The 15,082-nt window shown below is 65.3% G+C and carries 14 protein-coding genes; 9 read left to right on the top strand and 5 right to left on the bottom strand.

All coding sequences use genetic code 11. From position 1 onward, the window contains the following. Positions 1 to 6 precede the first annotated feature (6 nt). The 4 genes from JQ572_RS17525 to JQ572_RS17510 are packed head-to-tail and all read left to right on the top strand — an operon-like array spanning position 7 to position 2,712. A complete protein-coding gene (locus JQ572_RS17525; protein WP_211384108.1) occupies positions 7 to 186 on the top strand; it encodes a DUF4089 domain-containing protein in 180 nt (59 codons plus the stop codon). Between the two features lie 7 nt (positions 187 to 193). Further along, a complete protein-coding gene (locus JQ572_RS17520) occupies positions 194 to 1,591 on the top strand; it encodes an AtzE family amidohydrolase (RefSeq protein WP_211384109.1) in 1,398 nt (465 codons plus the stop codon). A 1-nt stretch (position 1,592) separates the two neighbouring features. After that, entirely contained in the window at positions 1,593 to 1,985 is a 393-nt protein-coding gene (gene hpxZ / locus JQ572_RS17515) for an oxalurate catabolism protein HpxZ (RefSeq protein WP_211384110.1), read from the top strand. 4 nt (positions 1,986 to 1,989) lie between these two features. Next, the gene (locus JQ572_RS17510; protein WP_211384111.1) at positions 1,990 to 2,712 is read left to right on the top strand and encodes a GntR family transcriptional regulator; all 723 of its coding nucleotides are present in this window, start codon (positions 1,990 to 1,992) and stop codon (positions 2,710 to 2,712) included. 173 nt (positions 2,713 to 2,885) lie between these two features. On the opposite strand, the gene atzF is transcribed toward JQ572_RS17510, so the two are convergent. Continuing rightward, positions 2,886 to 4,691 (bottom strand): allophanate hydrolase, encoded by a 1,806-nt coding sequence (atzF, locus tag JQ572_RS17505; RefSeq protein WP_249129081.1) that lies wholly within the window; start codon positions 4,689 to 4,691, stop codon positions 2,886 to 2,888. Between the two features lie 208 nt (positions 4,692 to 4,899). Beyond that, complete coding sequence (locus JQ572_RS17500; protein WP_211384113.1) at positions 4,900 to 5,388, bottom strand: MarR family winged helix-turn-helix transcriptional regulator; 489 nt, start codon at positions 5,386 to 5,388, stop codon at positions 4,900 to 4,902. 152 nt (positions 5,389 to 5,540) lie between these two features. On the opposite strand from JQ572_RS17500, the gene JQ572_RS17495 reads away from it, so the two are divergent. Next, entirely contained in the window at positions 5,541 to 7,397 is a 1,857-nt protein-coding gene (locus tag JQ572_RS17495; protein ID WP_211384114.1) for a feruloyl-CoA synthase, read from the top strand. A gap of 410 nt (positions 7,398 to 7,807) precedes the next feature. On the opposite strand, the gene JQ572_RS17490 is transcribed toward JQ572_RS17495, so the two are convergent. Continuing rightward, on the bottom strand, positions 7,808 to 8,314 hold the full coding sequence (locus JQ572_RS17490; protein WP_211384115.1) for a MarR family winged helix-turn-helix transcriptional regulator: 507 nt from the start codon (positions 8,312 to 8,314) through the stop codon (positions 7,808 to 7,810). Between the two features lie 83 nt (positions 8,315 to 8,397). Between JQ572_RS17490 and JQ572_RS17485 the strand changes: the two genes are divergently transcribed. Genes JQ572_RS17485 through JQ572_RS17475 form a run of 3 tightly spaced genes read left to right on the top strand, consistent with a single transcriptional unit; the run spans position 8,398 to position 11,210 of the window. After that, positions 8,398 to 9,606: a cytochrome P450 gene (locus tag JQ572_RS17485; RefSeq protein WP_211384116.1), complete on the top strand. Its 1,209-nt coding sequence runs from the start codon at positions 8,398 to 8,400 to the stop codon at positions 9,604 to 9,606. Between the two features lie 11 nt (positions 9,607 to 9,617). Continuing rightward, positions 9,618 to 9,941 carry a 2Fe-2S iron-sulfur cluster-binding protein gene (locus JQ572_RS17480; RefSeq protein ID WP_211384117.1) on the top strand — a complete coding sequence of 108 codons (324 nt, stop codon included), beginning with the start codon at positions 9,618 to 9,620 and terminating at the stop codon, positions 9,939 to 9,941. Positions 9,942 to 9,998: 57 nt separating this feature from the next. Further along, positions 9,999 to 11,210 (top strand): ABC transporter substrate-binding protein, encoded by a 1,212-nt coding sequence (locus tag JQ572_RS17475; protein ID WP_211384118.1) that lies wholly within the window; start codon positions 9,999 to 10,001, stop codon positions 11,208 to 11,210. 137 nt (positions 11,211 to 11,347) lie between these two features. Here JQ572_RS17475 and JQ572_RS17470 read toward each other — a convergent pair whose 3' ends face one another. Then, the gene (locus JQ572_RS17470; RefSeq protein ID WP_249129083.1) at positions 11,348 to 12,145 is read right to left on the bottom strand and encodes a slipin family protein; all 798 of its coding nucleotides are present in this window, start codon (positions 12,143 to 12,145) and stop codon (positions 11,348 to 11,350) included. 186 nt (positions 12,146 to 12,331) lie between these two features. Then, positions 12,332 to 13,594 carry an NAD(P)/FAD-dependent oxidoreductase gene (locus JQ572_RS17465; protein ID WP_211384119.1) on the bottom strand — a complete coding sequence of 421 codons (1,263 nt, stop codon included), beginning with the start codon at positions 13,592 to 13,594 and terminating at the stop codon, positions 12,332 to 12,334. 308 nt (positions 13,595 to 13,902) lie between these two features. Between JQ572_RS17465 and JQ572_RS17460 the strand changes: the two genes are divergently transcribed. Next, positions 13,903 to 15,075, top strand: coding sequence for an ABC transporter substrate-binding protein (locus tag JQ572_RS17460; RefSeq protein WP_211384120.1), 1,173 nt, complete (start codon positions 13,903 to 13,905; stop codon positions 15,073 to 15,075). Positions 15,076 to 15,082: the final 7 nt, after the last annotated feature.

Here is a 15,082-nt window from a genome sequence, read left to right as displayed (position 1 = left end):
AGCGTGATGGCCGAGCCGCTGGACGACTATATCGACGCCGTATCCAAGGCGCTGGCACTGCCGGTCGAGCAGGCCTGGAGGCCGGCGGTTCGCGCCAACCTCGAAGTGTCGCTGCGGCTCGGCCGCCTCGTCGACGAATTCGCGCTGCCGGACGAGACCGAGCCGGCGCCCGTATTCACCGTCTGACGCCGCCATGACGACCAAGCCAGAGATGACGGCTGCCGACATCGCCAAGGCGGTGGCCGGCGGCAAATTGTCCGCGCTCGATGCCACCGAAGCCGCGCTCGCGCGCATCAAGCAGCACGACACCATCCTCAATTCCTTCACCGACGTCACCGCCGATCGCGCCCGCGCCAAGGCGCGCGCGATCGATGCGGACATTGCCGCCGGCAAGACCGTCGGCCCGCTCGCCGGCGTGCCTTTCGCGGTGAAGAACCTGTTCGACGTCGCGGGCCTGCCCACGCGCGCAGGCTCGAAGATCAACCGCGATCTTGCACCCGCCAAGCGCGATGCCACGCTGATCGAACGCATGGAAGCCGCCGGCGCCGTGCTGGTCGGCGCACTCAACATGGGCGAATACGCCTACGACTTCACCGGCGAGAACGTCCATGACGGCCCCTCGCGCAACCCGCATGACACCACGCGGATGAGCGGCGGCTCCTCCGGCGGTTCGGGAAGCGCTGTCGGCGGCGCGCTGGTGCCGATCGCGCTCGGCTCGGACACCAACGGCTCGATCCGCGTGCCGTCCTCCTTCTGCGGCATCTTCGGCCTGAAGCCGACCTATGGCCGGCTGTCGCGCGCGCGGTCGTTTCCGTTCGTCGCGAGCTTCGATCATCTCGGCCCGTTCGCACGCTCCGTCACCGATCTCGCGCTCGCCTATGACGCGATGCAGGGGCCGGATGCCGACGATGCCGCCTGCACGACCACACGCGGTCTGGAACCGACGACGCCGCTGCTCGCCAATCCGGTTTCGGACCTGCGCATCGCCGTCGCCGGCGGTTACTTCCAGAAGAACGTTTTCCCGGAAGCGGTCGAAGCCGTCAGCCGTGTCGCCAAGGCGCTCGGTGCGACGCAGGTCGTCGAGGTGCCCGAAGCCGCGCGCGCCCGTGCAGCGGCTTACGTCATCTCCACCACCGAAGGCGCCTCGCTGCATCTCGACCGGCTGCGCAAGCGCCCGAACGATTTCGATCCCGCCGTGCGCGACCGGCTGATTGCGGGCGCGATGGTGCCGGCACCGCTGGTCGACCGCGCGCAAAAGTTCCGCCGCTGGTACCGTGCGCAATTCGCCGAGATTTTCAAGTCGGTGGACGTGCTGATCGCGCCGGCAACGCCCTGCACCGCGCCAAAACTCGGCCAGGTGAATTTCACGCTCGACGGCGTCGAATTGCCGGTGCGCGCCAATATCGGCATTCACACCCAGCCGATCTCGTTCATCGGCCTGCCCGTCGTCGCCGTGCCGGTGCCGCTCGAGCCGCTGCCGATCGGCGTGCAGATCATCGCCGCGCCATGGCGCGAGGACATCGCGCTGCGCGTCGCGTACGCATTGGAGAAGATGGGCGTTGCGTCCGCGCCGTCGCCGAGAGGAATTTAAAATGGAGATCGATCTCCCCGAGGTGATCGCGGAAGTGAAGGCCGCGTTCGATCGTTACGAGCAGGCCCTCATCACCAACGACGTCGCCGTGCTCGGCGAGCTGTTCCGCAACGACCCCCGCACGCTGCGTTACGGCATCGGCGAGAACCTCTATGGCTATGAGGCGATCTCCGGTTTTCGCGCGGGCCGCTCGCCGGTCGGGCTCAACCGCCGCACTGCAAAAACCGTCATCTCCAGCTACGGTCGCGACGCGGCCGTGGCCTCCACCCTGTTTTATCGCGACACGGCTCCCGGCAAGGTCGGCCGGCAGATGCAGACCTGGATTCGTTTCCCGGAGGGCTGGCGCGTCGTCGCCGCCCATGTCAGCATCATCGACGAGTCGAAAGAGACCTGACCGTATGACGCTTGACGATCTTCCGCCCGGAGCATTGCCGGCCGAGCCGGTGGTGCCGCGCGTCGACCGGGCGCAACCCAGCGTGCACAAGGTCACGCGCGCCGAGGAGCTGCGCCTTCAGCTCGCCGACGAGATCGTGCGCGGGACCCTCGCCCCCGGCGCGCCGCTGGACGAGACCGATATCGCGCGGCGCTTCAACGTGTCGCGGACCCCGGTGCGCGAAGCGCTGCGTCAGCTCGTGGCAAGCGGTCTCGTCGAAGCGCGGGCCCATCGCGGCGCGGTGGTGGCGCAGCCTTCATTCGAACGGCTGACGGGCATGTTCGAAGCGATGGCGGAACTCGAGGCGCTGTGCGCCGGCCTCGCCGCCGAGCGCATGTCCGCGGCCGAGCGCCACGGCCTGGAAGCCATCCACGAAGAGTTGCGGGTGTTGAGCTATGCCGGCAATCCCGATCGCTTCCACGAGGTCAACGAGCGTTTCCACAACGCGATTTATGCGGGCTCGCAGAACGGCTACATCGCCGAGATCACGCTGGCGACGCGCGTGCGCGTGCAGCCGTTCCGCCGCGCCCAGTTCCGCAACCTCGGCCGTCTCGCCAAATCGCAAGCCGAGCACGACCGCGTCGTCGTCGCCATCATGCGCGGCGACAAGCAGGGCGCCGCCGCCGCCATGCGCGCGCATATCGAACTGGTGCGCGGGGAGTACGAGATCTACGCGGTGTCGGTGTAGTGACGGCGCTTCAACGAACTCCGTGTCGTCCCGGCGAAGGCCGGGACCCATAATCCCGGGGCTTAGTTGTGACGCGAAGCTGATAACTCCGAGTCTTCGCCAATTCCAATCCTGTGGGTATGGTTCCCGGCCTTCGCCGGGACGACAGCATTTGTTGGGCCCGCAGGGTTGTCCTACGTCGTCGCAGCTTCCGCCATATACGCGCGCCAGCCGCCATACGCGGTGATCTCGCGGGCTTCGCTCAGCACTTCCGGCTCGACGAGAAAGCCTTTTACGCTGCGGCCATCCGCCAAGCGAACAGTGCCGATCGCCATCGGCGAAGGGATCGCGTTGACGAACTTGCCGAAGGCGGAGGATGACAGCGACCAGATTTCCAGCTCGATCGACGCGCCCTTGCCGGCTTCGACGCGCAGCATGCCCGGCTTCGGCGGCGTGGTGTTCAATGCGTAGAGCTTGTAGTCCGGTGCCGTCTTGGTCGCTTCGATCAGCTTTCCGTTCAGCGCCTTCAATTCGCCGTTCAGCGCCATGCCAGACAGATGCGCGCCAACGACGGCGATCGGAATCTCATCGCTGCTGTCAGCGGGAAGCGGCACGAGTGTAGCCTGCGCCGCGCCCTTGGCTCCAACCGTCAGCCTGGTATCGGCGTGAAACACGCGGCCGATGCTCGCGAGCAGCGCATCGCGTCCCGCGGGAGCGAGCAACGTGATCCCGAACGGAATGCCGTCCGCGCGCATCGACGCCGGCACGGCGAGGCCACAGAGGTCGAGCAGATTGACGAAATTGGTGTAGGTGCCGAGCCGGCTGTTGAGCTCGACCGGATTGGCCAGCACCTGGGCGGTCGTATAGGCCGTCGGCGCCGTCGGCAGCACCAGCGCGTCGATATTGGCGAAGGTGCGCTCGGCGATCTTGCGCAGGCCCTGCAGGCGATAGAGCGCGGAGAAAGTGTCGGCCGCGGTCAGTCGCGCACCGGCGGCGGTGATCTCGCGCGTCACCGGATGGATCGAGTCGGGCGCAGAGGCGAGCAGATTCTTGATCACGAGGTAGCGCTCGGCGACCCAGGGTCCCTCGTAGAGCAGCCGCGCCGTCTCGTAGAACGGCTCGAGGTCGAATTCGACCAGCGTCGCGCCAAGCGCAGTCCAGCGCTTCAGTGCATCGGCGTAAGCGGCTTCCGCCTTCTTGTCGCCGAAGAAGATCAGCTGTCCGTTGCGCGGCACACCGAGGCGCAGGTTTGCCGGGAGCGGCGTAAGCGCGCCAAGCGGCCGGTCGCGCGAGAACGGATCGGCCTGGTCGGGGCCGGCCATCACGGAGAGCGCGAGCGCGGCGTCATCGACCGTCAGCGCGAACACCGAGATGCAGTCCAGTGTGCGGCAGGCCGGCACGAGGCCCGCGGTCGAGATCATGCCGAGACTCGGCTTCAGCCCGACGATGTTGTTGAGCATCGCCGGCACGCGGCCCGAGCCGGCGGTGTCGGTGCCCAGCGACAGCGGCACCAGCCCGGCGCCGACGGCGGTGGCCGATCCCGAACTCGATCCGCCGGGAATGAGATCCTCGCGGATCGAATTCCTGGGGATGCCATAGGGCGAGCGCACGCCGACGAGGCCGGTCGCGAACTGGTCCAGGTTAGTCTTGCCGACGATGATCGCACCGGCCGCGCGCAGCCGCTCCACCGCGGTCGAATCGTGCGCTGGCGCATAGGAGAAGGCGGGGCAGGCCGCGGTGGTCGGAAAGCCCAGCGCGTCGATATTGTCCTTCACCGCGACCGGGACGCCGTACAGCGGCAGGCTGGCGGCGTCCTTCGCGGCCAGCTTTTCGGCTTCTGCAATCGTGTCCTTCTCGTCACGCAGGCTGATGAACACGGCGGGATCGTTGTGGTCGCGGATGCGCTGATAGGTCCGCGCGATCGTCTGCGCCGGCGTGACCGTGCCCGCGCGATGTGCGGCCACTATCGCGGCGATCGTTTCAGGCTGATCAGCCCCCATTTCAGCCCCCATGGCGACAAAACTCCGGCAACAGGTCCCCTTACCCGGTTTGAAGCAAGCGATGTGCCATTGTGTACAGAATCCGGGCAGGGCGGATGATCGGGATACTATCGCGAGATCAGTAGGTTGGGGGATATTTCGGTGGCCCTGCGGATCATCGCGCCAGCGCCCCGTTCCGGGCATTTGCGCAAATATTGGGCAGGCAGGATCAGGTGAAGTCCGCGAGGATTCGGAGCAGGCGTTCCCGGTTGTCCCTGCCGATCTTTTCCTCGACATGCCTTTCATGCTCGGCGGCGAGCCGCTTGAACTTTGCCAGCGCCGTCTCGCCCTGCGTCGTGAGGTGCAGCGCGTGGGAGCGCCGGTCCGTCTTCGACTTGACCCGCTTCACCAGCTTGCGCTGTTCGAGGCTGTCGAGCAGATGCACCAGCCGCGCGCGCTCGATACCGAGGCGTTTGGCCACGGCCATCTGGCTGAGGCCCGGATTGGCACCAATCACCGTCAGCACCGAATATTGCGTCGGCCGGATATCGACCTCGCCGAGCGTCCTGATGAAGTCCTGAAAGATCCAGATCTGGAAGCGCCGCACGGCGTAGCCGGCGTGCCCGACCAGCGCGTCGAGGCCGATCTCCTCCGCGTCGATCGGACGCACGGCGCCGTTGCCGGCGCGTTTGCGTGGGGACGACTGGGCTGCGGTCACGTCGCGTCTCCTGCCAAGCGTCCCTTGTAGCGCCTCGGACGGCCGCGCGAAAGATTGTTGTTGACGACAACAATTGTCGTGCCCAACATTATAGCCAACGCGGCCCGCTACGAGGCTGCGGCCGATCCCGGCTTCCGGGCGAGGAGGAAACCATGACAGCCGCCCCACGCGGTGATGCTTCAAGCCTGTTCGCGACACCGAGGACCGTTGTCGAGCATCGCTCCGACGGCAGCATCGTGCTGCGGTCGCCCGAGCCCCTGCGCGAGAGTGCGCGCTGCATCGGCGACTGGCTGGAGCAATGGGCGCGGCAGAGGCCTGACGCGATTTTCCTCGCAGAGCGCAGCGATACCGAAGCGCCCTGGACCACCGTCACCTATGCGCAGGCGCTGCGCCGGGTGCGGGCGGCCGCGTCCTGGATCCTGGCGCAGGGTCTCAGCGCAGAGCATCCGCTCGCGATCCTGTCCGACAACAGCATCGATCATGCGCTGCTCGCGCTTGCCGCCCAGCATGTCGGAGTGCCCTCGGCCGCGATCTCGCCGGCCTATTCGTTGATGTCGAAGGACTTCGACAAGCTCAAGAGCATGATCGCGCTGCTCGAGCCCGGCGCGATCTATGTGTCCGCGACAAAACCGTTTGCGGCGGCGCTGGCTGCGATCAGGCCGCTGCACCAGGCGCAACTCATCAGCGGCAATGGCGATGACAGCGATGCGCTGGCTTTCCACAGCATCGCGGCAACGCCCGAGAGTTCCGATGTCGCAAAGGCCTTCGCCGCGGTGACGCAGGACACGATCGCGAAATTCCTGTTCACCTCGGGCTCGACCGGCACGCCGAAAGCGGTCGTCAACACCCAGCGCATGCTGACCTCGAGCCAGCAGGCCAAGGCGCAGACCTGGACGTTTCTCGAACAGGGACGCGACGATCTCGTCATTCTGGACTGGCTGCCCTGGAGTCATACCTTCGGCGCCAACCACAATTTCAATCTCGTGCTGCGCAATGGCGGCTCGCTCTATATCGACGGCGGCAAGCCCGCGCCCGGTCTGTTTGCAACGTCGCTCGCCAATCTGAAAAGCGTGATGCCGACGGTCTATTTCAACGTGCCGCGCGGCTTCGACATGCTGATCGCGGCTCTGCGCGGTGACGAGGAATTGCGACGCCGCTTCTTCAGCGAGGTGAAGTTCGCCTTCTATGCAGGCGCCGCGCTGCCGCAGAATCTCTGGGACGCGCTCGAACAGCTTTCGGTCGCGACCGTCGGGCGCGCGATGCCCATGGTTTCGGCCTGGGGTTCGACCGAGACCTCGCCGCTCGCGACCGATTGCCATTTCCTCGCGGAACGTTCGGGCAATATCGGTGTGCCTATACCTGGCACTGAATTGAAGCTTGTCACCTCCGGCGACAAGCTGGAGGTGCGCGTGCGCGGGCCGAACGTCACACCGGGCTATTGGAAAGCGCCGGAACTGACCAGGCAGGCGTTCGACGACGACGGCTTTTATCTGATCGGCGATGCCGTGAAGCTTGCCGATGCCGAACGGCCCGAGCGCGGCCTGTTCTTCGACGGCCGCGTCGCCGAGGACTTCAAGCTCAATTCGGGCACCTGGGTCAGCGTCGGAACGCTGCGCGTCGCCGGCATCGCCGCGCTGGCGCCGCTCGCACAGGACATCGTCGTCACCGGCCATGGCGGCGACGAGGTTCGCTTCCTGGTGTTTCCGAACGTGGTTGCCTGCCGTGCCCAAGCCGGTTTGCCAGAGACGGCCGGGGTGAACGATGTGCTCGCACATGGCAAGGTCAGAGCCGCGATCGCGCAGGGACTGGCCAGCCTCAAGCAGCAAACCGCCAATTCCTCCGGCCACGCCACCCGCGCGCTGCTGCTTGCCGAGCCGCCATCGGTCGATGGCGGCGAGATCACCGACAAGGGCTACATCAACCAGCGCGCGGTGCTGACGCGGCGCGTCGATGCGCTGGCCCGGCTCAACGACGATGCGTCGGTTGAGTGGATCGGTTGCGGCGATTGAGCCGGCAACCCTCCGCGTCGGTGTGGCGGCGGCAAGTACCTTTTCTCCACATCGTTATTACGAGCGCAGCGAAGCAATCCAATCCAGAGTCTCTCCGCGGAGGGATCCTGGATTGCTTTGCTACGCTCGCAATGACGGAGGGAGTGAAGCAGCTCGCCAAATAAGCCAGCCATTCTGCCGTATTATCTCGCTGATTCTTTTGTTGCCTAAGCAACTAATTTATGCGAACCGTTCGGGCAAGGATGACGGCGGGGGAACCGCCGCGTCGGATATCGGAGGAGACAATGCTCGGCAGGAACGGTGCCGTCGGCAACCGCCGGCGCATGCCCGGACATGATAGGTCTGGAAATGACATGCCTGGAAAAGGCATGCCTGAAACAGACATGGTCCCGCGCCCGGCGCGAGGCCTGTCAGGTCCCGGTGCCGCCCGTCACTGCGCCGAGATTCTCGTGCAGCCGGCGCAACAGATCGATCAGCACCTCGCGCTCGTCCTTGCTGAGGCAGGACAGCAGACGCCGTTCGCGCTCGAACGCTGCGACGATCACCTTGTCATGGGTGGCGCGGCCCTTCGCGGTCAGCGAGATCGAATGGGTGCGGCCGTCGTTCGGGTCGGTGCGGATCGAGACCAGCCCGCGCTTCTCGAGTCCGGCCAATGTCCGGCTGACCGGGCCCTTGTCGAAACCGATGACGTGGCAGATGCGCGAGGCGGGAATGCCGGGCTCGATCGCCAGCAGCGACATGATCCGCCATTCCGTGACGTTGACGCCGAACTGCCGCTGATAGAATGCGGTCGCACTGTTCGAGAGCTTGTTGGCGATGAAGGTGATGAACGCCGGGACGTAGCGGTCGAGATCGAGCATCGGTCCCATGTCAGCGGGCGCAGGCTTGTGGCGGGATCTGGTCGGAGACGGCGGCATATCGGGCTTCTTGATCGCGGCGGGCCCGAAGACCTAAGGGCATGCGCCGCCCTTTCACAAGATCAAAATGAGGGAGGGCGTCCATGAGCGCATCCGGATCTTCGGCAATTGGCGTCCCGCATCTCGACGTCGATCCCTTCGACATGAATTTCTTTGCCGATCCCTATCCCACGCATGAGCTGCTGCGGGAGGCGGGGCCGGTCGTCTATCTCGACAAGTGGAACGTTTACGGCGTGGCGCGCTATGCCGAGGTCCATGCCGTCCTGAACGATCCTTCGACGTTCTGCTCCAGCCGCGGCGTCGGCCTCTCCGATTTCAAGAAGGAGACGCCGTGGCGGCCGCCGAGCCTGATTTTGGAAGCCGATCCACCCGCGCACACCCGCACCCGCGCCGTGTTGTCAAAAGTGCTGTCGCCGACCGTGATGAAGCAGGTGCGGGACCGCTTCGCCGCCGCAGCCGAGGAGCGGGTCGATGCGCTGCTGGAGAAGCGCAGCTTCGACGCGATCGCCGATCTTGCCGAGGCTTATCCGCTGTCGATCTTCCCGGATGCGCTTGGCTTGAAGCCGGAAGGCCGCGAGCATCTGATTCCCTATGCGAGCCTGGTGTTCAACGCCTTCGGTCCGCCGAACCAGCTGCGCCAGGACGCGATCGAGCGCTCGGCGCCGCACCAGGCCTATGTCACCGAACAGTGCCAGCGTGACAATCTCGCGCCGGGCGGCTTCGGCGCCTGCATCCACGCCCGCGTCGACGACGGCGAGATCACCGCGACCGAAGCGCCGCTCCTGGTGCGGTCGCTGCTGTCGGCCGGCCTCGACACCACCGTCAACGGCATCGGCGCCGCAGTGTACTGCCTCGCCCGCTTCCCCGATCAATGGCAGCGCCTGCGCAACGATCTCACCCTCGCGCGCAACGCCTTCGAGGAAGCCGTCCGCTTCGAGAGTCCGGTGCAGACCTTCTTCCGGACGACGACCCGCGAAGTCGAGCTGTCCGGCGCGAGGATCGGCGAGGGCGAGAAGGTCCTGATGTTTCTCGCCGCGGCCAATCGGGATCCGCGGCGATGGGACCAGCCCGACAGTTACGACATCACCCGCCGCTCCTCCGGCCATGTCGGCTTCGGCTCCGGCATCCACATGTGCGTCGGCCAGCTCGTCGCGCGCCTCGAAGGCGAGGTGATGCTGACCGCGCTGGCGAAGCGCATTGCCAGGATCGAGATCACCGGCGAACCAAAGCGCCGCTTCAACAATACGCTGCGCGGGCTCGACAGCCTGCCCGTCACCATCACTCCGGCCTGACGAGGAGCTTCATGCCCGCCATCATTTTCATCCTTCCCGACGGCAAGTCGGACCGCGTCGAGACCGGCGAGGGCGAGAGCGCCATGCAGGCCGCGACCCGTCACGGCCTCGACGGCATCCTGGCCGAATGCGGCGGCAACGCGATGTGCGCAACCTGCCACGTCCTTGTCGACGAGGGCTGGCTCGCGCGGCTACCTGCGATTGGCGCCGACGAGGACGCGCTGCTCGACGGCACCGCGACCGAACGGCAGCCGAACAGCCGGCTGTCCTGCCAGATCCACGTCACGCCCGCGCTGGACGGGCTCGTTCTGAGACTGCCGGAGCGGCAGATTTGACGTCTCGACCGCGCCGGCAACGACCGGCGCGGCATCACATCAACCGGGGAGGGAATCATGAAACATCTGAAGTGGACGCTTGCGCTGGCCGCGAGCCTGATCGGCGGCGCCGCAAGCGCCGAGATCTCGGACAACGTCGTGCGCGTCGGCGTGCTCAACGACATCTCCGGCATCTTCCAGGACACCAACGGCATGGGTTCGGTCGAGGCCGCGCGCATGGCGGCCGAAGATTTCAATGGCGGCGGCAAAGGCATCAAGGTCGAGATCGTGTATGCCGACCACCAGAACAAGGCCGACGTCGGCAGCGCGATTGCGCGCAAATGGCTGGATGTCGAAGGCGTCGATGCCATCGTCGACGTGCCGAATTCGGCCGTCGGCCTCTCCATCAACACGCTGCTGCGCGGCAGCCGCATGACCTTCCTGGCGTCCTCGACCGCAAGCTCCGACCTCACCGGCAAGGCCTGCTCGCCCAACACCATCCAGTGGGTCAACGACACCTGGGCGACCGGCAACGCCACGGCGGCCGCGATGATGTCGCGCGGCGGCAAGGACTGGTACTTCCTCACGGTCGACTTCGCGCTCGGCAAGGGCATCGAGGCAGAAGCGCAGAAATATATCGAGGGGCACGGCGGCAAGGTGCTCGGCTCCTCAAAGCATCCGCTCGGCACCTCCGACTTCGCGTCCTATCTGTTGCAGGCGCAGGGTTCGAAGGCCCAGGTGATCGGGCTTGCCAATGCCGGCGGCGACACCATCAACGCGGTGAAGCAGGCCGCCGAGTTCGGCATCCAGCAGGGCGGGCAGAGGCTCGTCGCCTTCCTGCTCTTCATCAACGACGTCCACGGCATGGGCATCAAGGTCGCGCAGGGCCTCCAGCTGATGGAAGCTTTCTATTGGGACATGAACGACGACACCCGCGCCTTCGCCAAGCGGTTCGCTGCGCGGCCCGGCATGAACGGCAAGATGCCGAGCGGCAACCAGGCCGGCGTCTATGCCTCCACGCTCGCTTATCTCAACGCGGTCGCCGCGACCGGCAGCGACAATGCCAGGGACGCCGTTCCCGAGATGAAGAAGTTCAAGGGCAAGGACAAGCTGTTCGGCGACACCACGATCCGCCAGGACGGCCGTGTCGTGCATCCGATGTATCTGTTCGAGGTGAAGAAGCTGGAGGAGTCGAAATATCCGTACGACTATTACAAGCTGGTCTCGACGATCCCGGCGGACCAGGCGTTCCGGCCGCTGGCGGAGGGCGGGTGCGAACTGGTGAAGTAGGTGCTGCGGGCGTTGTTTCATTCGCCTCTCCCCGCATGCGGGGAGAGGCCGGGATTTGCGGAAACAACCCCGTCACTCCGACCCTTCCCTAGTTTAGTAAGGACCGGGAAGAAAGGGGCAGGCGCATCGGCTCGTCTTCAACCCTTGCTCGCCACGACCTTAGCCGCATCCGCAATGCCCCTTGCCATCGCGACGAACTCGCTCGGCATCATGATGATGGTCATCGTGTTCTGCTCGGCGCCGACCTCGGTGATCATCTGCATGCGCCGCAGTTCGAGGCCGGCGGGGTTTTGCATGATGACCTCGGCGGCTTGACGGAGTTGTTCCGCGGCGTCGAGCTCGGCTTCTGCCTTGATCAGGCGGGCTCGCTTCTCGCGTAGCGCCTCGGCTTCCTGGGCCATTGCGCGCTGCATGCTCGGCGGTATCTCGACATTCTTCATCTGTACGAGTTCTACCTTCACGCCCCAGGGCTCGGTAATCGAGTCGATCGACTTCTGCATGACCTCGGCTATGGTGTCCTGCGCCTTCAGTATCTCGTCCAGCGTATGCTGGCCGAGCACGGCGCGCAGTGTCGTCAAGGAGACCTGCACAACCGCATTCGAGACCGCCTTCACCTCGATCACGGCGCGTTCAGGATCGACGATGCGATACCAGACCACGGCATCGACCTTGATCGGCACGTTGTCTCGCGTGATGCCCTCCTGCTGCTCGACATTGGCTGTGATGGTGCGCAGATCGAGCTTGGTCTGCCATTCGAGAAACAGCCAGACGAGGTAGAGGCCCGGGCCGGCGGTGCGGTTGAATTTGCCGAGCCGGAACACGACGCTCCGTTCATATTGATTGGCGACGCGGATGCTTCCGATGAGGTAGGCGAGTGCTGCAAGAGCGATGACGGTCAGAAAGGGATGCGCGGCGAAAAGCTCCATGATGAACATGGATGCCTCCTGTTATCCATTGCGCGGCGGATTAAGTGACGGCGATCCCGGCTTTCAAGGCCACAGGCTGTCCGCCGTTGCGGATAATTTTTCGTCGTCAACCACTTGACGGTCGCATCACGACGTCGCGATCGAGCGGTGTCGATACGGTGCCTCTTGTCTCTTCCCACGAAGGGAAGAGCCTCCCTACACCACCTTGCTGCTGCCCTGCGTGATTAACCTCGCCGCCCGCTGGTCGCGGGCGTAGATCCAAAGCCAGCTCAGGGCGACGCTGAGGCGGTGGCGCAGCCCGATCAGGAAGTAGATGTGGGCGATGCCCCAGATCCACCATGCAATGGTGCCGCGCAGCTTGATGCGGCCGAAATCGATCACCGCGAGCCGCTTGCCGATCTGCGCGAGGCTGCCGGCGTGCTTGTAGCGGAACGGGCCGGTCGGCGCGCCGCGCAGGCGTGCCTTGATGGTCTCGGCGACATGCTTTCCCTGCTGCTTGGCGGCCGGCGCGATGCCGGGCACCGGCTTGCCCTCCCAGGCGTTGATCAAAACGGTGTCGCCGATCGCAAAGATCTCGGGATGGCCGGGGATGGTCAGGTCGTCCTCGACCTGCACGCGCCCGGCGCGATCGCTTGGTGCGCCCAGCCACTCGGCCGCGGGCGAAGCGCGGACGCCGGCGGCCCAGATCCGGGTCTTCGCTTCGAGCAGCTTGCCGCCGAACACGACGCCCTCGCGGTTGATCTCGGTGACGGCTTGTCCCAGCACGACCTCCACGCCGATCTTTTCCAGCGACGCCTGGGCATAGGCCGAGAGGTCGTCGGGGAAGCCCGCGAGCACGCGCGGACCCGCCTCGATCAGCACCACGCGGGCCTTGGTCGTATCGATGTTGCGGAAGTCGCCGGGCAGCGTGTGGTGCGCCATCTCGGCGATGGTGCCGGCGAGCTCGACGCCGGTCGGGCCGGCGCCGACGATGACGAAAGTCAGCCGCGCTGCGCGCTTTGCCGGATCGGTCTCGCGCTCGGCGCGCTCGAACGCCACCAGGATGTGACGGCGCAGCGTGGTCCCGTCCTCCAGCGTCTTCAGGCCCGGCGCGAACTGCTCCCATTCGTCATGGCCGAAATAGGCGTGCCGCGCTCCGGTCGCGAGCACGAGGGTGTCGTACGGCACCTCGCTGCCGTCGTCGATCAGCACGCTGCGCCTCGCCGCATCGACGCCGCTCACGGTGGCAAACAGCGTCGTCACGTCACGCCGGTCGCGCATCAGGTGCCGGACCGGCCAGGCGATCTCGCTGGTCGCGAGCGAGGCGGTCGCGACCTGGTACAGCAGCGGCTGGAATAAATGATGATTGCGGCGGTCGATCAGCGTGATCGCGACCGGCGCGCCCGCGAGCCGGTAGGTCGCCTCCAGCCCGCCGAAGCCGGCTCCGACGATGACGACGCGATGCGGTGTCGTGGTCATGATGGCCCTCGAATCTCGCTGCTCTACTTATTCATTTAAGTGCGGATTGGGCGCCGCGGTCCAATAGCCGTCATCAATCGACGGATAGGGCGAATGTATCGATATACTGCGAAAAAGCGCCGCAGGCTTGGGCAGTCCTTGGCCGAAGTGAGTAGAATTATATTTCTTGCTATCCTCGATTGGGGCGAAATATGGTGCAGGGGCAGGAGCTGAGCCATTGGCGGCGCGATGAATTTTGCGTTCAATGGAGACGACCCGGGGCGGCGATCACCTCGTTTCCGGGATCAATAATAAGGAGGGGAGTGGTTATGAGGACGGCATTCTGGTTGGCGGGCGCGGCTGCGCTTGTGCTGGCAAGCCCGGCATCCGCCGGCGACACCATCAAGATCGGTTTCGTTTCGACCTTCAGCGGCCCGACCGCCGTGATCGGCAACGACATGCGCAATTCGTTCGAGCTCGCGCTGGATCACATCGGCCGCAAGATGGACGGCAAGCCGGTCGAGGTGATCTATGAGGACGACGGGCAGAAGCCCGATGTCGGCAAGCAGAAGACCGAGAAGCTGGTGCAGTCCGACAAGGTCGATTTCATCGTCGGCTACATCTGGTCGAACGTGCTGCTCGCCTCCCTCAAGACCGCGGTGGACTCGCAGACCTTCCTGATCTCGGCCAATGCCGGCCCGTCGCAGCTCGCGGGCGAGCTCTGCTCGCCTTACGTGTTCTCGACCTCCTGGCAGAACGACCAGACGCCGGCCGCGATGGGCCTCTACATGAACCAGAAGGGGGTCAAGAGCGTCTTCCTGATCGGGCCGAACTATGCGGCCGGCAAGGACATGCTCGCGGGCGTGAAGAGCACGTTCAAGGGCGAGGTCAAGGGCGAGGAATACACGGTCTGGCCGAGCCAGCTCGACTTCTCCGCCGAGCTGTCCAAGGCGCGTGCTTCGGGCGCCGAATCGATCTTCGTGTTCTATCCGGGTGCTGCCGGCGTGCAGTTCCTCAATCAATATGTGCAGGCTGGCCTCAAGGGCACGATGCCGCTCTATACGGCGTTCACCGTCGACGAGCTCTCGCTGCCGCTGCAGAAGGAGAACGCGCTCGGGGTACCCGGCGCGCAGGAATGGGTGAATGATTTGCCCAACGAGCAGAACAAGCGCTTCGTCGCCGACTACCGCAAGAAGTACCCCGGCCTCCGCCCGACCTATTACGGCGCGCAGGCCTATGACGCCGCCCAGCTCATCAACAGCGCTGTGGTCGCGGTGAAGGGCGACACCAGCAAGAAGGACGCGATCAAGGCCGAGATGGAGAAGGCCAACTTCAAGTCGCTGCGCGGCTCCTTCAAGTACGGCAAGAACCACATCCCGGTGCAGAACTTCTACCTTCAGGACGTGGTCAAGGACGGCGAAGGCCAGCTCTCGCTGAAGACGGTCGCCACCATCGTCGAGAACGACCAGGACCGCTTCCACGACAAGTGCGCGATGAAGTGAGCTGATT

The organism is Bradyrhizobium sp. SZCCT0153 (genome assembly GCF_018129995.1).
Taxonomy (GTDB): Bacteria; Pseudomonadota; Alphaproteobacteria; order Rhizobiales; family Xanthobacteraceae; genus Bradyrhizobium; species Bradyrhizobium japonicum_G.
This window is presented reverse-complemented; position numbering and strand designations above follow the sequence as displayed.